This is a genomic window from Stieleria magnilauensis, assembly GCA_007753675.1.
GTDB lineage: Bacteria > Planctomycetota > Planctomycetia > Pirellulales > Pirellulaceae > Stieleria > Stieleria magnilauensis.
Window position 1 is genome coordinate 922,750 of record CP036432.1, and the last position, 18,654, is coordinate 941,403.

Below are 18,654 nucleotides of genomic sequence, written 5' to 3' on the forward strand. Positions count from 1 at the left end.
TAAATCGCCCATTTTGCCAGCCATTTGAGAATTTGCCGCAGGGAGCGCGTCGACCGGACGCGAAACGGATGCGTATTCTGCTTGATGAGAACCAGTTACAGGCCGGAGTCGAACGACTGGCCATGGAAATCGATCGGTTTTACGGGGCGCAGCGGCCGCTGACGGTGATCGCGGTGATGACGGGCAGTCTGGTCCTGTTTGCCGATCTGATTCGTCGCCTGTCGATGCCGCAACGAGTTGGCGTGATCCAGGCGTCGAGTTATCGTGGGGGGACCGAGTCGGGAAAACTGGAGGTCAACGCGAACATGCTGATCGACGTCAAAGATCGCGAGGTGCTGTTGGTCGATGACATTTTCGACACCGGACGAACGTTGGATCGGTTGTCGGGGATGATCAAGGACCTCGGCGCAAAATCGACCAAGACGGCGGTGTTGTTGCACAAGCATCGCGAGCATGCCGTGTCGCTGCGTCCCGACTTTGTGGCGTTTGAAATCCCCGATGAATTTGTGGTCGGCTACGGATTGGATTACTTGGACATGTACCGCAACCTGCCCTATCTGGCGGTCTTGGAGACGCACGAGATCGAAGCGACGGAGCACAAATCGAAACAGTGAGTGGTTTGGAACGCCCCGTCCGTGTTCTGTTGATCGGTCGACACTTTTGGCCGCACGGGTCGATCGATTCGGCCGGCCATCTGATGGAACTTGCCACCGGCTTGCGGCTGGCGGGGATTCAGGTGTCGGTCGTGACGCCGAAATATGCCGGCTCCTGGGCCGAAAGGTTTTCGTTTCGCGAATGCCAGGTGTATCGCCCGATTCGCATGTTTCGAACCGGTTGGACCGCCCGGGGTGACCGCACGGCATCACGCTACATTCGCTACCTCCGTGACTGGATCGAATCCGATCCGACCGCGTGCGACATCGTCTACTGCGACGCCGGTCGTGAAGAAGCGATCGCGGCGGTCGAAGCCGCTCAGGCGATCGGTGTTCCCTCGGTGGTTCGGCTTTCCGGACACGGCGACATCAGCGATTTCGAATTCTTCAAACACAGTCGCATCGGAAAGCGTTGTCGATCGGCCGTGATGGACGCCGCTGCCGTCGTTCTAGACAGCGCCTCGGCCCATCGCCGCTGGCTGGCCGAAGGCGGCGACAAAACACGGACTCATCGCATTGCCCATGGGGTCGGTCCGACAAAAGAGCAGGGGTTGTCGAGTCTTAAAAATCTTCGCCGGGCGATGTCGCGGATCAACGGCGATCTGTTCGTCCCCGACGCCTGCTCGGTCGTGTTGTCGGTCGAACGACTGGATCGAAGTTCGGGCATCATGACACTGGTGAAATCGGCGTACCTACTTTCTAATCACATCTCAGGATTGCAGTTTTGGTTGATCGGCGATGGCCCGCTGCGTGAAACGATCTACTCGCGACTGAAAAGCGACGGGTTGCGACAATCGATGGCGATGCCGGGCTCGTTCGGATCACCCGACGATGTCTATTCCGCAGCCGACTTGATGGTCCACGTCGGCGACCAGGGCTTTGAGCATCAAGTCCCGACCGCGATCGCGGCCGGGTTGCCGCTGGTGCTGGCCAATACCGAAACGGCGCGCGAGTTTTTTGGCGTCGGCGAGTCCGATGTCCGGCGGCGGATCATCGAGCGTCGAGCCGATGCACTCCAAGCCGACTCAGAAGCCCTCGACGGGGCGCCCGAGCAAGCCGGGGCCTTGGTCTGGTGGTTCGATCCGGCTCGCCCCAAGACCCTGCGTTTCGCGATCGAGCAGATCGTCGGCAATCTGGAACAGGCTCGCCGACGCGCCCAGCAGACGCGCCGGATCATGCAACGGACCCGATCACGTAGCGACTCCATCGAGCGCTATGTCACTCTCTTTCGCCAACTCGCCGCCGGATCGCTCCCGAACCCTTCGCAATCGACGTCGATGGAAAACGCGCAATGAAACTTCGAATCGCGCTGATCATTCCGACGATGGACCGAGGCGGTGCCGAAAAACAGCTTGCCTTGTTGGCTGAAAATCTGCCGCGCGACGCATTCGACGTGCGTGTCTTCCTGTTGACACGCGACGGTCCGAGAAGCGAATCGCTGAGGCAAGCTGGGATCCCGGTCACCGTGATCGGCAAGCGTTTCAAGGCGGATCCGACGGCGTTGTTTCGGCTGCGACGGGCGTTGTCGTATTGGTCGCCCGACCTGGTGCACACCTGGTTGTTTGCCGCCAACAGCTTCGGCCGCGCCGCGGCGCTGTTGGCCAAGGTTCCGGTGATTGTCGCCAGTGAACGTTGCGTCGACCCCTGGAAAACCTGGTGGCATTTTCGGATCGATCGGTTTCTGGCACGACGCTCGGCTGCGATCACGACCAACAGTTCCGGGGTTCAGGAATTTTATACGCGTCATGGCATCGCCTCCGATCTGTTTCATGTCATCCCCAATGGCATTCCACCTCGGACGGTGACGCCGATCTCGCGTTCGCAAGCTTTTGAGCGGCTCGGCGTCTCGGTGGAGCGAAAGTTGGTGTTGGCGGTCGGCCGCCTGTGGCCGCAAAAGCGTTATCGCGATTTGATCTGGGCGGCCGAACTGCTCGCTTGCACGCGTGACGACACCACGTTGGTCGTGATCGGTGACGGTCCCCAAAAAGCTGAGCTGCTGCGTTTTCGCGACTCCGTCACCATCCCCGAACATGTTCGTTTCGCCGGCGCGCGGGATGATGTGGCCGAACTGCTGCCTCATGCGGATTTGTTTTGGATCGGCAGCGAGTATGAAGGCCAGAGCAACGCGGTGATCGAAGCCATGCAGGCCGGGATCCCGGTGATCGCTTCGGACATTCCCGGCAATCGAGATTTGATCCTCGACGATCAAACCGGACGATTGGTTCCGCTGGGAGACCGCGCCGCGCTGGCCCGCGAATCACTGGATTTGTTCGAGCACCCCGAAGTCGCCGATCGGCTGGGGACCGCCGCCAGGGAGCGGATCAAGGACGCGTTTTCGGTCGAAAAAATGGTCCAGCGTCACGCCCAGCTGTACCGAGATCTGGTCTCGCGATGATAGTGACGGGAGGCATTCTTTTCGGAAAGACACGCGTTGCCTGGCGAATTGACGGCAAATTCTGATAAGCCATTCCGTTCGTAACGATCAAGCCAAGGCCGGAGTGACGAAATTGATTTGAAACCGCGGTTTTGCTTCAGTTGCAAGTTGAGTGGCGGCAAAGGACAGATACCATCAGGGCATCGTTGGACGACTCGGTCAGCCAAACGGTGGCCCTCCGGGGTTGCCAGCGGACCGGTCGACCGATCCTTTGCACCAGCCTAGCTGCCTCCCCCCCTGCCAACCGGTTTAGATGGACATGCGAGAAACCCGCCGACAAACGATCGACGAAGTCGAATTAATGTTGGCCAACGCGCGGCTTCGGGATGAGCTGGAGCCGTACCGTGACGAGTCGATCGAATCGTCGATCAACCGAATGTCGCTGCAAGCCGAGAACGAATACTTGGCGTCGATGTTGGCCTGGGAACGTGCACCGGCCCTGCCGATCTCCGACTGGTTTTCTCCGCCGCTTCACTTGCTGCCGCCCGATGCCTTGGGGGACTCGCAACTGTCGCATCGACTGAAGAAGACGATTCAAAAGTTGTACAGCAAGAACATCGTGTTGCGGTGCACCGATCACCTTTGCGACCGAGAACTGTACACGATCATCTATCGCGATATCCTGCCCTGTTGCGAAAAGAAAGTCGACGTCCCGGGCAAGGCCCTGGAGTGGATGTGCGTCGAAGATACCGAGACTTGGTTGCGTTTCTATGCCACGCCCGTCGAACGACGCCGTTATCAGGAAGAGTTTGACTGCGAGCTGCCGCCCTCGGAAACGCCCAAGCACAGTCGGCAACTGCCCGGCAATTAGGCGGCCACTTTTCGCAAGCTGGAAGCTTACGCCACTTTGTTGCGCGCGAGACTCGGTAGGCGGGTGAGCACTCTGCCCGCCCCGGCGACCGCACGCCACAGCCACCCCGCGTTGCGGTAGCGCCACATGCATGCCAGCGCGGCGATGCCGTCCTTCCATGTGATTTTCTTGCCCTCCTCATAACTGCGGTACAGGTACCCGGTGGGCACTTCGGCGATCGCGATCCCGCGTTCGGCAATCTTGCCGGTGATTTCGGGTTCGAATCCGAAGCGGCATTCTTTGATCCGGATCGATCGCACCAATTCGCCTCGAAACGCTTTGTGACAGGTTTCCATGTCCGTCAGTCGCTGGCCGGTCATGCAATTGCTGATCGCGGTCAGAGCCCAATTGCCCAGCCGATGAAACAGCGACGGATCATCGCTCTGTTCGAGATAGCGCGAGCCGTACACGACTTCGGCCTCACCTTGTTGAATCGGCGCGATCACGTCCAACAGGTCGATCGGATCGTACTCGGTATCGGCGTCCTGAATCGCGACGATTTCGCCACGACTGTGTCGCATGCCCATCCGGACGGCGGAGCCCTTGCCGTGATTGCGGCCGCGTAACAGGATCGTTCGATCGGCCCGCGATGGCAGCGCCGCCAGCCACTGAGCCGTCCCGTCGGTGCTGGCATCATCGACCACGACCGTCTGTGTTCCCTCGGGCATCACCTCGTCGATGCGGTCCAAGATCTTTGGCAGAGTTTGTCGTTCGTTGAACACGGGAATGATCACGCTCAGACCGAACGCGCTGTTGCGTTCGTCTCCGATGGCCCGGCACGCATGTTCAACCTCCGTCAGCGTCTGTTCGACTCGGCCGATCACGTCGGAGGGACCTTGTGGCGGGGAGGGCAGCGTGTTCCGATGATCGACGCCTGTGGCGGCCGATTGCGAGAACGTGGGATTCGACGGTTGACTCATGGAGTACGTAGTGTGCTCAAAAAGGTGTTTGGTTGAAAAAAGCGTGCGGCGCAATCGTCCCATTGGCCTGTTTTGCTTGACCAACCGCGGCGATCACTTACCAGCAATCTGCCGATTGGTCCGTTTGGTCGGATCATCCGGCTGTTTCGCAGAACTCTCGCCGCCTCGCCTCCTCCGTCGCGTCGAGCGGTTGAAATTGGTACGCTTTACGGACCGATTCGCCTCCCCTCCGACTCCCGGCATCTTCACCCACGCATGTCCATCGAACCGATCTACTTGCTGATCGCCTTGCTTCCGCTGGTTGCGTATCTGTTGTTGCTGGGGATGATTCGTCTCAGCGGTCGGGTGTTGATCACGACGGGAGGACGGGATATCGCGGCGCTCGGGTTCTCGGTCGTCGGTTTGGTGGCCATCGGTCCGGGGGAACTTTTTTTTCCCAAGGCGGCGGCCGGCGTGTTTGGCGGCTGGGTGTGGCTTGCCCTGGCGACGTTTTACGGCCTGATCATCTCTCTGTTTGCGCTGACCGCACGCCCGCGATTGGTCGTGTACGGGCGGACGCCGGAGCAGATGTTGTCGCCGTTACTCGAAGCCGCGTTGGAACTCGATTCCGAGGCGACGTGTGATCGAGAGACGCTTCAGGTGTTCCTGCCCCAGCTCCGCGTCCACTTGCGAGCGGCGGGGCATCAAGCGATCGATTCGACGTCGATTGAATCGTTCGAACCGATCGCGACGAGTGTGTTTTGGGAAAAACTATTGGGGCACTTGAGAGACAAAGCGGAAGTGACGTCGCCTCCGGCCCCGCGGCGTGGCGGCACGATGATCGTCGTCGCGCTGACGCTGGGATTGTTTGTCGTTTGGCGAGCCATCGCGGAACGACAGCAAGTCGTCGAAGGTTTCCGCGAATGGCTGTGGCGCTAACGGCGGATGTTAGCGGAACGGCGCGAGCCGTCCGGTCTCGCTTCAAAAACACCTTGAACAACCGGAGGGCTCGCGCCCTACCGCTAACAAGCATCACTCCGTTAGGTGTCAAAGGAGAGCGGCAGCGAACCGAGTATCCCGGAGGGATGCCAGCGAGTAGCCGGAGGTCAGCGAAGCGCCGCCTCCGGGAAGCACGTCCCACAATCCCCTCGACCCCGGACGGGGTCGCAGCGAATCAATACGCCGGCGGTGCGGCAGTCTGCGTTCGTAAACGAGTCGATCGGTGAGCTTGAGCGTGCGGGCTGGCCGGGTCCGAGGGCGCCGACGTCATTTGCTTCGACACCCTTCGGGGTCGCGTCTGACGTGGGACCGGATGTCCGGAGGTGTCGCTTCGCTCACCTCCGGCTACTGGCTTGGACCCCGTCGGGGTCATGCCGTGCGCCCAAAACCGCTCAAGCGACAAGGTTTTGACAAACGCAGGGCCCGTAGGCTCGCGCCAAACGGCTGATCCTCGTTTGCTATCAGGCCGGCTCGCGCCAGCGCGAGCGGCGGCGCTAAATCTCGATCGAGCGGCATCGGCCGCGAACCCTCCGGTCTTCGTGTCACCGGACGGTTCAGCCGTGCTACATCCGCACGCCGACGCTCAGCAGGATGTTGGCGTAGCGTTGCTGATCGGCCGTTTGGATCGTCAGCACGTGGTCTTCGGTGCTGACCGCTTTATAAAAATCCCATTTCTCGATCGGTTCCAACTCCAGATCCAGGCCTTCGGATTTGATCGTCGCCCGGTAGTCGTCCCAGACCGGTGGATCGCCGTCCAAGGCGTAGGGGCCTTCAGTTTCCGTCTTCATCGTCTGGATGGCTTCGACCGGAATCGCCGACAAGACGGCTTCGAGAACCTGATTGCAGGTCGGGACGCCGGGCATAAGGTTCAAACTGACCAGTTCGGCGCGGGGGCCCCGTTTACTCGCTGCGGGGTAGTTCCCGTCGGCAATCAGGATCGTGCTGTGGTGTCCCGAGGCAGCCAGGATGGAGGAGATCTGGGGGTGAATCAGTTTGTGGCGTAACATAGTGTGATGCGGTTGAGGAACAAACGGAATTTTACGGACTTCTTGAACGGGCCGACCCGACGTGTGGCGACGACGACTCAAACTGGGAACTTACTTTCGAATCGGCGTCTACGTCCACTGGTCGTTCGCCCTTTTGGTCGCCTACGTCGCCTATGCAGGATACCAGGACGGTGTGATCGGCACGGTTTTCGGAGTCACGTTGTTGTTGGGCATGTTCTTGTGCGTGACATTGCATGAATACGGCCACGCGTTGATGGCCCGTCGTTTCGGGATCGAAACGTTGGACATCACGCTGTTTCCCATCGGCGGCGTCGCCCGTTTGATGAAGATCCCACGCATTCCATGGCAAGAGTTTCTCGTTGCGGTCGCCGGTCCGGCGGTCAACATCGTGATTCTGTTGATCTTGGGAACCGTTTTGTTGCTCGTGCCCGGACTAGACCTGCCCTCACTGGGCGAAGTTTTGACGGAGGTCGAAGCAGGCGATCGGGTCATCGAAGTGCTCAATTCACCAACACCGTTGGGTTACCTGATGTCGATGATGTTGGTCAATACGGCGCTGGTTTTGTTCAACATGATCCCGGCGTTTCCGATGGACGGCGGGCGTGTGCTGCGAAGTGTCTTGGCGATGGGGATTGAATATCGCCGCGCGACACGGATTGCGTCTTACATCGGCGTCCTGTGCGCGGTCGTGATGGGCGGGTTGGCGCTGCACCACGGTGCCGTGACCGCGGGGCTGATCGCGGTGTTTATCTGTTACGCGGGCTTGAGCGAAGCGCGACAAGTCGAGGTGATTGAGCCGCTTCGTGATCTGACGGTCAACGACGCGATGATCCATCAGCCACCCCGGTTGCTGATGGACATGGAACTCGATGAGTTGCTTCCGTCGCTGCGGTCGTGCCCGACGACCGCGGTTCCGGTGGTCGGCCAGGACGAATTTGTCGTCGGCATCCTGTCGCTCCAAGACGTCACCGAAGCCGTGGAGCGCGGTGCCGATCCCCGCACCACCGTCGGGCAATTGGCTCGTTTTGACGCGCCGGTGCTGTCTCCGGATGAATCGTTGGAATCCGTCGTCACACGGCCCTTGGAAGGCTGCCGCCAATTCGCCGTTGCCGACGCCAGCGGTCGCTTGATCGGTCTGCTGGATCTGGACACCCTCCGCGTCCGAGCGGGGCTGGCGGCGCAGGGCTGACGCCGCCAATGCGAATCGGGATCTGCAAGTGTTAGCGGAACGGCGCGAGCCGTCCGGTGGCGGCCTGGAAAACACTCGAAAAGACCGGAGGGCTCGCGCCCTGCCGCTAACAATCAACGCTCTGTCTGGTGTCAAAGGAGAGCGCCAGCGAAGCGGGTATCCCGGAGGGATTTCAGCGAGTAGCCGGAGGTCAGCGCAGCGTCACCTCCGGGAAGTATATCAGCCGCCTCGCGCCAGCGTGCGGGCTCCTGCGTGAACTCGATTCACCCGGCCTCGCCGGCGCCATGGCCGCCCCGGATGCGATGACGGCAGGCGGCCGACCGGCGCGAGTTCGTAAGTTTTCCGCTTTCTCGGCAACCCCGCGCCCCTCCGGCGGTCTGAAAATGCCCTACGCTAACGAGTCGGTTTAGGAATCGCATGACTCTTGCTGGGCATGACCGCTGTGGAAGAAGTACTGACAGATCTCGCCAATCGAATGTTCGTCGGTCCGGTATGGCCGGCGTCGATTCTGGTTTGCCTGATGGTGATGTACACGTTGGTGGCCTTGATCGGGCTGATCGAACTGGATTTGGATGCGCCCGACATTGACCTGGACGCCGACATGTCGATGGACATGGACGTGGACGTGGGGACGCCGGACCTGGAGGCGGTCGATTTCGACGTCGCCGGCGGGGATGCGGACATCGGACACGCGGGCGGTTTCGACTTCCTGGGCGGGTTTGCGGCCACGACGGTCCGCTGGTCCAACTTCGGACGCGTGCCCTTGGTGATTTGGTTCGGGGCATTCACCGTCCTGTTCTGGATGGTGTCTTACGGCTTGTGGCACGGTTTCGACGCCTCGCGATACCAACCGGTCTGGCTGCCGTCGATCTTGTTGGGCGTGCGAAATTTTGTCATCGCTGTCGTGGCGACCAAATTCATCACCCAACCGGTCGTCGGCAAATTCACGCCCGAACCGGGTTACGACAAGGACCGGCTGATCGGGGCGACCTGCGAAATTTCGTCAATCCAGGCTTCCCCCACGTTCGGGCAAGCTAAGTTTCGGACGAATGCCGCTCCGCTTTTGCTAAATGTCCGCACAACGGGGGCTGAGATTCCGAAAGGGACGGAAGTGCGGATTCTAGAGTTTGACCCAACCAAACGGATTTACACCGTTACTGAACTTGAACCGGAGAACGAATCGTGATGACTTGGAGTATTCTTGCGACGCCGCTGCTGGCCGAAGGCCTGCTGACGAGTGTCCTGATCGGTGTCGGGATTCTCTTTGCGGTGCTGCTCGGCATCGTCGCGACGATCAAAAAATGTTACATGGTGGTCGGCCCGGACCAAGCCATCGTCAAGACCGGGATGGGCAAGATGGACGTCGTCACCGGCAACGGCATGCTGATCGTCCCCGTGATCCATCGCTACGAGCTGATGGACCTGTCGCTGAAGAGCTTTGAAATCAGTCGGCAGGGCAGCGAGGGGCTGATCTGTAAAGACAACATTCGCGCGGACATCAAAGTCGCCTTCTTCATCCGCGTCGACAGCAGCGAAGAAGAGATGAAGGAAGTCGCCGCGTCGATCGGGGCACGTCGCTGTTCGGAACTCGAAACACTGCGTGAACTGTTTGATGCCAAGTTCTCCGAAGCGCTCAAGACGGTCGGCAAGCAGTTTGATTTTGTCGAACTGTACGACGAACGCGACAAGTTCAAAGACGAAATACTGAAAGTCATCGGCACCGACCTGAACGGTTACCGGCTCGACGACGCGGCGATCGACTATCTGGAACAAACGCCGCTGGAACTCCTTTCGCCCAACAACATTCTGGACGCCGAAGGGATCAAAAAGATCACCGAATTGACCGCCGCGGAAAAGGTCAAGGAAAACCAATTCACCCGCGACAAAGAAAAGACGCTCAAAAAGCAGGACGTCGAAGCCGAGGAAACCATCCTCGCGCTCGAGCGACAGCGTGTCGAAGCGGTCGAAAAACAGAAACGCGAAATCGCCGAAATCACCGCCCGCGAACAGGCTTCGGCCCGCAAAGTCGAAGAAGAACAGCGACTGGAATCCGAGCGTGCGCGAATCGCGACCGAAGAAGAATTGGGCGTCGCAACGGAAAACAAGGACCGCCAAATCCTCGTCGCCCAGCGGAACAAAGAGAAAACCGACGCCGTCGAACTGGAACGTGTCAATCGTGACCGTGACTTGGAAGCCACCGAGCGATTGCGAGTCGTCGGGGTTGCCGAAGTCGAAAAGGAAAAAGCGATCGAAACCGAAAAGCGGAACATTCAAGAAGTCATCCGCGAACGCGTCGCCGTCGAACGAGCCGTCGTCGAAGAACAGGAACGCATCAAGGACACCGAAGAAATCGCCAAAGCCGAACGGGCCAAAAAGGTTCAAATCACGGCTGCGGAAATGAAGGCCGAGGAAGAGCTGATTCGCCAAACGAAGCTGGCCCAAGCGGAAAAGGAATCCAGCGAGTTGTTGGCGGAGAAAATTCGCATCGAAGCGGAAGCCAAACGCGACGCGGCGGAAAAAGAAACCGCGGCAACGAAAATGCTCGCCGAAGCCGAATCCGCTCAAGCCGCCGCGACGGGACTTGCCGAAGCACGTGTGCGAGAAGCCAAAGCCGCGAGTTTGGAAAAAGAAGGCTTCGCCGAAGCGACGGTCTTGGAAAAGAAAGCCGTCGCCGAAGCCAAGGGCATCGAAGCCAAAGCCGCTGCGGTCGAAAAGCAGGGCATGGCCGAAGCCAGCGTGGAACTGGAAAAGTACCGCAGCGAGGCAGTCGGTATCACCGAGAAAGCCGAAGCGATGAAGATCTTCGACAGCGTCGGAAAGGAGCACGAGGAATTCAAACTCAAGCTCAGCAAGGAAAAGGATGTCGAAATCGCCGCGATCGATGCCCAGCGTGGCATCGCCGAAAGCCAAGCCGGCGTCGTCAGCGAAGCGCTCAAGGCCGCTCGCATCGACATCGTCGGTGGCGACGGCGAGTTCTTCGATCAGATCACCTCGGCCGTCAAGGGCGGCAAGGCGATCGACCGATTCGTCTACAACAGCCGCGTCGCGACGGACATCAAGGACACGTTCTTCGACGGCAACGCGGAATACTTTCGCGACCAGCTGACCAAGATGATCGGCCAGTTCAACTTGGACACCGACGGCGTGAAGGACCTGTCGATCGCCGCCCTGATCGCCAAAATGATGGGATTGGCCGATACCGACGACATGCGGTCACAACTGACCAGCCTGCTCGGCATGGCCGGAACCGCCAACATCGCGGACCAGAAAGCGAGCCGTCTGCTGGCCACCCCCTCCGGCAACGGTAAAAATTTGAAAGGCGGTTTAGCGTAACTCGGCCAGGACTCGGCGGCATGTCCAACGGCCTGCCGCCGAGCTTCGATTTCATCCCGCTCAACCACGGGTGGGATTGAAACCTCCGATTACCTCGCCAAGCGTCCCGGGGGTTCGTCCCCGGGCATTTTGATTCCGTCGCCTGCTTTTCAAACCCACCCTTCGGGAGCCAACCCATGCCCGACTCCCAACTCGCCGCCGGCACCTATGAAGTTCTACGCAACCGCTTGCGGGATGCCGCAGACAACCTGCGCGAGCGTCTTGCCAAGCTGAGCGAGTCGCGTGCGGAGGTGTTCGGCAACATCGAGACCAAGCTGATCTCGACCGAACGCGTCACGACCGAGCACAATTGCGTACCCCGCGATCTGGTCTCCATCGGCGACGAGTTCTTGTTCGGTTACAACGTGCAGTTCGGCTTGAAGACGGAGATCGAACTTTCGGACGTCTTTTCGGCCTATCGATTCGAGGACAACCAATTCCACGAAGCCTCCCTGGATCTGATCGGCGACTCGCGTTTCCACAACGATTTCAGCGAACTGTACCGGTTCTACAAAGACACGCGTTTTTCGCGGTTCTATCGCTCCGGCCCGATGCTGCACATGGTGTTTCAGGTCGGCAAAACGACCCGAGATATCAAGTCGTTTAAATGGCGGGTCTCGCCCGATGCCATCCAATACATCGACAACCGTAGCGATCACGAGGTCAAAGAACCCGCACAGCACGAATTCCGCTGGACTCGCACCACCCGCGACCAGCACCACTATGGCGAGCATCCACACATCTCGATCGAAGATTTAGTGTTTGTGGAAACCGTCGGCGGCGACCTGACGATCAAGGTCGAAAACAACACCAGCAGCGGCGAAGGGATCTATTGCGAACCGGTCGACAACTCGGACCAAACCCTCGATGACGCGGAAATCTATTACGCGATCCTGGGCAATCTGGTGCTGCTGAAAATGAAGCCCTACCAGGAAGACCAATTCCGGTACCTGGTTTACAACAGCAAGATCCAGCAAGTCATCCGACTGGACGAAATCGCCGCGGCGTGCGTCATGTTGCCGGGTGATCAAGGTTTGATTTTTCCCGGCGGCTATTATCTGCAGACCGGAGAATTCAAACGCTTCGAAACCGGGCTCAGCGACATGCGTTACCAACGCACCGTCGCCGCATCCAACGGCGAAGACTACTTGTACCTGTTCTACGCGCCGATCTCGGGCACCTATGTCCAACTGCGTTACAACCTGATCAAGCAGACGGTTGATACGCCGCTGATCTGTCACGGACAAACGTTCTTCGAACGCGGCGAGATGGTTTGTTTTCGCGGCCAAGAAGAAGCTCAAAAGCACCATGCCGTCCAAATCTGGCAGACACCGTTCACCGGCCCCAACTTTGTCCCCGAAAACCAAACCGACTCGTTGCTGTTCAAAATCGGCAACAAAGAGATTGTTCGGGGGATGGCCGAGTGCAGCGAATTGCTGCAGTTGATCGACAAGGACGATAGCTACGAAGGCCTGTATCTGGACCTGAACAAGAAGTCGTCCGACATCCTGGACAGCTACTTCTGGATCGACAAGGCGGAAACGGAAAACCTCGCCGAGCCGTTGCAGAAAATCCGCGAGGCGTCCAACGCAGCCGTCGAAGAATTCGACAAAGTCGTCCGCGCCCGCCGCGAAACCAACGCGCGAACCAAGGAGGTGTCGACGGCGATCGAGGACTTGATCAAGAAGATCGAACGCAGTCGTTTCGAGTCGATCGATGATTTCGTCAAATCGTTGGCCGAACTGCGAACCCAGCGTGGACACGCCCTGGGACTGAAAGAACTGCGATACGTCGACTTGGAGGTCGTCGAGGCACTCGAGTCCACCACGGCCGAACGCAGCGAACGACTCAGCCGCCGATGTGTTGATTTCTTGCTCACCCCGGGGGCACTCGATCCCTACATCAAACGCATCGCCGGAGCGAACGAACGCGTCTCCGAAGTCGCCACCGTCGCAGAGTCCAAATCGCTGGGCGAAGAAATCGACGCCGCCGCATCGCAATTGGAATTGTTGACCGAGACAGTCAGCAACCTGCGGATCGAGGATGCGACCAAACGCACCGAGATCATCGACGCGATCGGCGATGTGTTTGCTTCGGTCAATCGCGTACGCAGTGCGCTCAAGGCACGCACCACCGAGTTGGTCGGCGTCGAAGGTCGCGCCGAGTTTGCATCGCAGTTGAAATTGCTCGAGCAAACCACGTCCGGCTACTTGGACGTTTGCGACAGCCCCGAACGCTGTGACGAATACCTGACCAAGGTCATGGTGCAACTGGAAGAACTGGAAGGCAAGTTCGCCGAGTTCGACGATTTTATCGAGCAGCTGGCCGTCCGCCGCGAAGAGGTTTATGCGGCGTTCGAGTCGCGAAAGGTCCAGTTGGTCGAAAAACGCAACCGCCGCGCCGAATCGCTTTCGTCGGCAGCCGATCGGATTCTCAAAGGCATCGACAATCGCGTGCGATCGATGGAATCGGCCGACGACATTGCGGCCTACTTCGCCGGCGACCTGATGGTCGAAAAGGTTCGCGACATCATCGACCAGTTGCAGGCCCTGGACGATGCCGTGCGGGTCGGCGATCTGCAAAGCCGGATGAAGACGATCCGCGAAGATTCGGTTCGCCAATTGAAGGATCGACAGGATCTGTACGAAGACGGCGGCGACATCATTCGCCTGGGGAAACAAAAGTTCGCCGTCAACACGCAGCCGCTGGATCTGACCACGGTCCTTCGCAAGGATGCGATGTGTTTGCATTTGACCGGGACCCAGTATTTCTCGCCGCTGGAAGACCCGGCTCTGTCCGACGCCAAGGATCTGTGGAATCAGGAGCTAATCAGCGAAAATCGCCACGTTTACCGAGGCGAGTTTCTGGCCGTGGACTTGTTCCAAAACCGTCATGCGCTCCATGGCACGTTGACTGCAGAGAAAGTCGATGCCGCCTGGGTTCAATCACGAATCGGCGGACGCTTCGATCAGGGATACGCCAAAGGCGTTCACGATCACGATGCCGCAAGTATTCTGAAAGCCCTGCTGGAGATCGATGCGAACATCGAACTGCTCTCGCATCCGCCCAGCGTTCGGGCCGCCAGCCTGCTCTGGTTTGGCAAACTGTTGGTGGGGAAGACGCGGAAGGAAATGACCGACTGGATCGGAGGGTTCGCCAAGCTGGCCAAAGCCTATCCGAATGCCGAACCGGCGGTTGAATTCCGCCAACGATTGGCCGAGTTGGCAGAGGAAGACGCCCAGTACTGGGACCCGCTGTTCGATCACAACGTCACTGCCGAGGCGATCGCAAATTACCTCTTCGATCAACTCGTGGACAGCTCACGGAAGAACGTCTGCAGTGCTCGCGCCGCGGGGCTCTTTCAAGCGTTCACCGATTCGGTGCCCGAAGTCGATCGGCAAAAATTGCTCGAAACCGCGATGAAGAGCAACGAAAGTGATCCGGTGCGTGCGTTCGTCCTGGCACGCAACTGGGCCAAAGCGTTCTTGGCCAATCACTCCGGCGGCGATGAGGTGGATCCGGCGCACTACTACTTGGACGAATTAGCGTGGATCATCCTCTCCGGTGGCGTGTCGAGTCTAAGGGTCGCCGAGGTGGCGGTTGCAAAATCGTTGACCGGATTGGTCGGGAACCATGATCGGATCCAAGGCGGTTCGATGGTGGTCCACTATCATGAATTGCTGCGACGCGTCGGACGCTACATGTTGGATGTGGTGCCGCGTTACCGAAAACTGAACGAGACCAAATCCAAACTCGTCGACGTGGCCCGCGAGGACATGCGGCTCGATGAGTTCAAACCACGTGTGCTGACCAGCTTCGTGCGAAACCGATTGTTGGACGAGGTTTATTTGCCGCTGATCGGCGACAACCTGGCCAAACAGATGGGGGCCGCCGGCGAGAACAAGCGGACCGATCGCATGGGGCTGTTGTTGCTGATCTCTCCGCCGGGCTACGGAAAGACGACGTTGATGGAATACATCGCCAATCGACTCGGCCTGGTCTTTATGAAGATCAACGGACCGGCGATCGGGCATCAAGTCACCTCGCTCGACCCCGCCGAGGCGCCCAACGCCGCCGCGAAAGAAGAAGTCGAACGGTTGAATCTGGCGCTGGAAATGGGCGACAACGTGATGTTGTACCTGGACGACATCCAGCATACGCATCCCGAGTTCTTGCAGAAATTTATCTCGCTATGCGATGCAACGCGAAAGATCGAAGGGGTCAGCAACGGCAAAACGAGAACCTACGATCTGCGTGGCCGACGCGTTTCGGTCGTGATGGCCGGCAACCCCTACACCGAAAGCGGCGACCGATTCCAGATTCCCGACATGCTGTCCAACCGCGCCGACGTCTACAACCTCGGCGAGATCATCGGGGAGTCGGCGGATGCGTTTGAAATGAGCTACCTGGAAAACTGCTTGACCAGCAACCCGACGCTCGCGCCGTTGTCATCGGCTTCGCCCGACGATGCCCGCGCCATCATCCGGGGCGCCGAACGCGACACGATGGAAGGCATCGAACTGCAGGGCAATTTTTCACCGGACCAAGTCCGCGACATGTACGAAGTGATGCGGAAGCTGTTACAGGTCCGCGACGTCGTGCTGCGTGTCAACCGGGCGTACATCCGCAGCGCCGCCCAGGCCGACGCCTACCGCACCGAGCCGCCGTTCAAGCTGCAGGGCAGTTATCGAAACATGAATCGCATGGCGGAAAAAGTCGCCAGCGTGATGAACGCCAAAGAATTGCAATCGCTGATCGTCAGCAGCTACGAACAGGACGCCCAGACGCTGACGACCGACAACGAAGCCAACGTGCTGAAGTTCAAAGAGCTGATGGGGATCCTGACCCCCGAAGAAAAGGAGCGTTGGGACAGCATCAAGTATGCCTTCGTCGAAAGCGTCCGCATGCAGGGGCTCGACAGCGAAGACCAGGCGGGGCAACTGATGCGGCAGTTGGCATCGATGCGCGACGGTTTAGAATCGATTCGGCAGGTGATTTCAAGAGCGATTGCGGTCGGCGGCGACGGCACCGAAGAGCGGATGGACGCCCGCATCGATGCGTTGCGACACAGCATGACCGCCTCGGCCGATCAGGTCGCGGCATGCTTGAAATCGACCGGCGAGCAACTGCAACGCATCAGCGAGCATCAAGCCACCGCCCAGCCACCGGACCAGAAGGTCTACGTGCAGCACAAGGTCCCGCGCGTGCTGGCGGATCTGATCAAAGGTCAATTCCACTTGATGCAAGAATGGCTGCGACCGATCTTGAACGAATCGATCGACAACGGGCGAGACCTGGAGCGATTGAAAACCCAGCTCGATGCGATGCAGGCCAACTACCGAGAGATCGAATCGACATTTGATGCCGCATCGGGTGACGAGACGACCTGAGGCTCCCGCCCGCACAACCCTCCCAACCGACAAACTGTCCCACAGACGCTCTGCTTACCCCTGGCGAAGTGGGCAAACAGTCAGGCAAACAGTCAGGCAAAATGGTAAAGCTGGCGCGGCGTTCTTGAGCCAAAACACTGGTTTTTCCGCTCTTTTTTTGGCATTTGGCTAACGAACTGCGTAACCTTAACCGGTGGCTCTGCCGACAGGCCGCCCAGCGTTCGTTTGATCGCGTTCCATGTTTTAGTTGCTTCAGAAGGTCCCCTCGCGATGTATCGCCAGTTCCCCTGCAGTCTGTTCGCTCGCAATCTGGTTCTCGCCGGTTCCGCCATTTGTCTATGGAGCGGTGGGGCGGGTGCTCAAGACTTTTGCTATCCCCAGGCCTACCGACTCCAGCCGACGACCACCTACGAGCAGCAGACGGTCCAGCGGATGCGGCCGGTGTACCGCACCGAGATGGTCGAAGAACAAGTCAAATCGTTCCGGCCGGTCGTCCGCACCCGCACCGAAGTGCGTGAAGTGACCGTCCCCGTCAATACCGTCGAAACGTCCTACAAAGAAGAGCGTTTCACCGTGTGGAAGCCGGTCACCGAGACCAGCTACCGAGACGAAACCTACACCGAGACCGAATACGTCACCGAGACCTCCGAGCGCGAAGAGCAATACACGACGTATCGCCCCGTGACCGAAACCAAGATGTACCAACAGCAGTACACGGTCCAGCGTCCCGTGACCGAAACCAGCTTTTACGAGCAGCAATACACCGTTCAACGGCCGGTCGTTGAAACGCAAATGCAGACGCAGCAGTACACGACGTTGCGTCCCCAAACGACGATGGTCAACCAAACCGTCGACGCCGGCGGTTATGTCCCCCAAACCACGGTCACCCCTGGTTCGGTGGGTTACGGATTGCAGTACCAACGGGGATTGTACGCCACCCCAGGCCCGCTCGGATTGTTCGCTCGCGTCCACGGCGGCTATGTCGCCAAGCCGGTCGTCACCCCGCCGACGGCGCAAACACAATACGTCTACCGGCCCAACTACATCCAACAGCAGGTCGCGCAAACGTCCTACATGCCCGTTACCGAGCAGGTTCAAGTGCCGGTCCAGGTCCAGCGGATGCAAAGCGAAATCGTCACCCAGAAAGTCCCCGTCCAGACCACGCGGATGCAGACCGAAGTGGTCACCCAAAACGTTCCCGTCCAGTCGACGCGGATGGTGCCGACGACGATGGTTCGCAAGGTTCCCTACGTCGTCCAGCGGCCGGTCACCAAGACCATGACCCGCAAGGTGCCCGTGACGCAGCAACGCTGGATCACCGAAGAACAGGTGCGAAAGGTTCCGGTGCAAACGAGCAAGATTCGCTACGAGACGAAAAAGGTGCCGCAGACCGTTCAGTACACCGAGTATGAAGAGGTCATTCAAACGGTCCGTCGTCCGGTGACCCGTCAAGTTTACGAACCCTACACCGAGACCGTCGTCGTGCCACGCCAAACCGTGATGCGGGTGCCGATGTCCTACTACGATCCCTTCGGCAGCGCCATCACCCACGGCTACTCGTCGTTCTCCGAAACGAGCAGTTCCTCCTCGACGATCAGTCAGCCGTCCACCGACAGCCAGATGAGTTTGAAGCCGGCCGAAACCTTCGACGCCGCACCGAAGACGGGGCTGAAGAGCATCGAGACGGGCGAGCTTGAACCCGCCGCGGACGAACGGGACACGATCGAGCTGAATCGTCCCGAAATCGAGGGGGAGAGCGACTTGCCTGCTCCTACAAATGGCGGTGCCTCCATGATGGATGCGGGCTGGAAGATCCAGTGGAACCCACCGCTATCGCGAAGCATCTAATCCACTTCCTTGC

The 18,654-nt window shown here is 59.2% G+C and carries 12 protein-coding genes; 10 read left to right on the forward strand and 2 right to left on the reverse strand.

All coding sequences use genetic code 11. The annotated features are described in order from the left end of the window. The first annotated feature begins 68 nt into the window (after window positions 1-68). The 4 genes from hpt to TBK1r_RS03380 all read left to right on the forward strand — a co-directional run bounded on the left by hpt (window position 69) and on the right by TBK1r_RS03380 (window position 3,898). Window positions 69-614 (forward strand): hypoxanthine phosphoribosyltransferase, encoded by a 546-nt coding sequence (gene hpt / locus TBK1r_RS03365; protein WP_145207530.1) that lies wholly within the window; start codon window positions 69-71, stop codon window positions 612-614. Further along, the gene (locus tag TBK1r_RS03370) at window positions 611-1,948 is read left to right on the forward strand and encodes a glycosyltransferase (protein WP_145207531.1); all 1,338 of its coding nucleotides are present in this window, start codon (window positions 611-613) and stop codon (window positions 1,946-1,948) included. The genes hpt and TBK1r_RS03370 overlap by 4 nt, the downstream gene beginning before the upstream one ends. Further along, window positions 1,945-3,048: a glycosyltransferase family 4 protein gene (locus TBK1r_RS03375; RefSeq protein WP_145207532.1), complete on the forward strand. Its 1,104-nt coding sequence runs from the start codon at window positions 1,945-1,947 to the stop codon at window positions 3,046-3,048. Before TBK1r_RS03370 ends, TBK1r_RS03375 begins: the two co-directional genes overlap by 4 nt. 298 nt (window positions 3,049-3,346) lie before the next feature. Then, window positions 3,347-3,898, forward strand: coding sequence for a hypothetical protein (locus tag TBK1r_RS03380; RefSeq protein ID WP_145207533.1), 552 nt, complete (start codon window positions 3,347-3,349; stop codon window positions 3,896-3,898). A gap of 26 nt (window positions 3,899-3,924) precedes the next feature. Here the strand turns inward: TBK1r_RS03380 and TBK1r_RS03385 are convergent, their stop codons facing one another. Further along, window positions 3,925-4,857 carry a glycosyltransferase family 2 protein gene (locus TBK1r_RS03385; RefSeq protein WP_145207534.1) on the reverse strand — a complete coding sequence of 311 codons (933 nt, stop codon included), beginning with the start codon at window positions 4,855-4,857 and terminating at the stop codon, window positions 3,925-3,927. Between the two features lie 255 nt (window positions 4,858-5,112). Here TBK1r_RS03385 and TBK1r_RS03390 point away from each other — a divergent pair, with 255 nt between their 5' ends. Then, window positions 5,113-5,775, forward strand: coding sequence for a hypothetical protein (locus TBK1r_RS03390; RefSeq protein WP_145207535.1), 663 nt, complete (start codon window positions 5,113-5,115; stop codon window positions 5,773-5,775). Between the two features lie 623 nt (window positions 5,776-6,398). Here the strand turns inward: TBK1r_RS03390 and TBK1r_RS03395 are convergent. Beyond that, window positions 6,399-6,842, reverse strand: a complete 444-nt coding sequence (locus tag TBK1r_RS03395; RefSeq protein WP_145207536.1) for an RbsD/FucU family protein — start codon at window positions 6,840-6,842, stop codon at window positions 6,399-6,401. Between the two features lie 61 nt (window positions 6,843-6,903). On the opposite strand from TBK1r_RS03395, the gene TBK1r_RS03400 reads away from it, so the two are divergent. From TBK1r_RS03400 to TBK1r_RS03425, 5 genes are all read left to right on the forward strand, one after another. Further along, on the forward strand, window positions 6,904-8,031 hold the full coding sequence (locus TBK1r_RS03400; protein ID WP_145207537.1) for a site-2 protease family protein: 1,128 nt from the start codon (window positions 6,904-6,906) through the stop codon (window positions 8,029-8,031). A gap of 433 nt (window positions 8,032-8,464) precedes the next feature. Then, window positions 8,465-9,217: a DUF1449 domain-containing protein gene (locus TBK1r_RS38200; RefSeq protein WP_419580924.1), complete on the forward strand. Its 753-nt coding sequence runs from the start codon at window positions 8,465-8,467 to the stop codon at window positions 9,215-9,217. Next, window positions 9,217-11,364: a flotillin family protein gene (locus TBK1r_RS03415; RefSeq protein WP_145207540.1), complete on the forward strand. Its 2,148-nt coding sequence runs from the start codon at window positions 9,217-9,219 to the stop codon at window positions 11,362-11,364. The genes TBK1r_RS38200 and TBK1r_RS03415 overlap by 1 nt, the downstream gene beginning before the upstream one ends. A 176-nt stretch (window positions 11,365-11,540) precedes the next feature. After that, complete coding sequence (locus tag TBK1r_RS03420; RefSeq protein ID WP_145207541.1) at window positions 11,541-16,793, forward strand: DNA repair ATPase; 5,253 nt, start codon at window positions 11,541-11,543, stop codon at window positions 16,791-16,793. A 270-nt stretch (window positions 16,794-17,063) separates the two neighbouring features. Continuing rightward, window positions 17,064-18,641 (forward strand): hypothetical protein, encoded by a 1,578-nt coding sequence (locus tag TBK1r_RS03425; protein WP_145207542.1) that lies wholly within the window; start codon window positions 17,064-17,066, stop codon window positions 18,639-18,641. Window positions 18,642-18,654: the final 13 nt, after the last annotated feature.

Coding starts and splice junctions, on each gene's coding strand:
- TBK1r_RS03425 (WP_145207542.1), top strand. CDS start 17,064: ATGTATCGCCAGTTCCCCTGCAGTCTGTTCGCTCGCAATCTGGTTCTC.
- TBK1r_RS38200 (WP_419580924.1), top strand. CDS start 8,465: ATGACCGCTGTGGAAGAAGTACTGACAGATCTCGCCAATCGAATGTTC.
- TBK1r_RS03390 (WP_145207535.1), top strand. CDS start 5,113: ATGTCCATCGAACCGATCTACTTGCTGATCGCCTTGCTTCCGCTGGTT.
- TBK1r_RS03380 (WP_145207533.1), top strand. CDS start 3,347: ATGCGAGAAACCCGCCGACAAACGATCGACGAAGTCGAATTAATGTTG.
- TBK1r_RS03415 (WP_145207540.1), top strand. CDS start 9,217: ATGACTTGGAGTATTCTTGCGACGCCGCTGCTGGCCGAAGGCCTGCTG.
- TBK1r_RS03395 (WP_145207536.1), bottom strand. CDS start 6,842: ATGTTACGCCACAAACTGATTCACCCCCAGATCTCCTCCATCCTGGCT.
- hpt (WP_145207530.1), top strand. CDS start 69: ATGCGTATTCTGCTTGATGAGAACCAGTTACAGGCCGGAGTCGAACGA.
- TBK1r_RS03420 (WP_145207541.1), top strand. CDS start 11,541: ATGCCCGACTCCCAACTCGCCGCCGGCACCTATGAAGTTCTACGCAAC.
- TBK1r_RS03385 (WP_145207534.1), bottom strand. CDS start 4,857: ATGAGTCAACCGTCGAATCCCACGTTCTCGCAATCGGCCGCCACAGGC.
- TBK1r_RS03375 (WP_145207532.1), top strand. CDS start 1,945: ATGAAACTTCGAATCGCGCTGATCATTCCGACGATGGACCGAGGCGGT.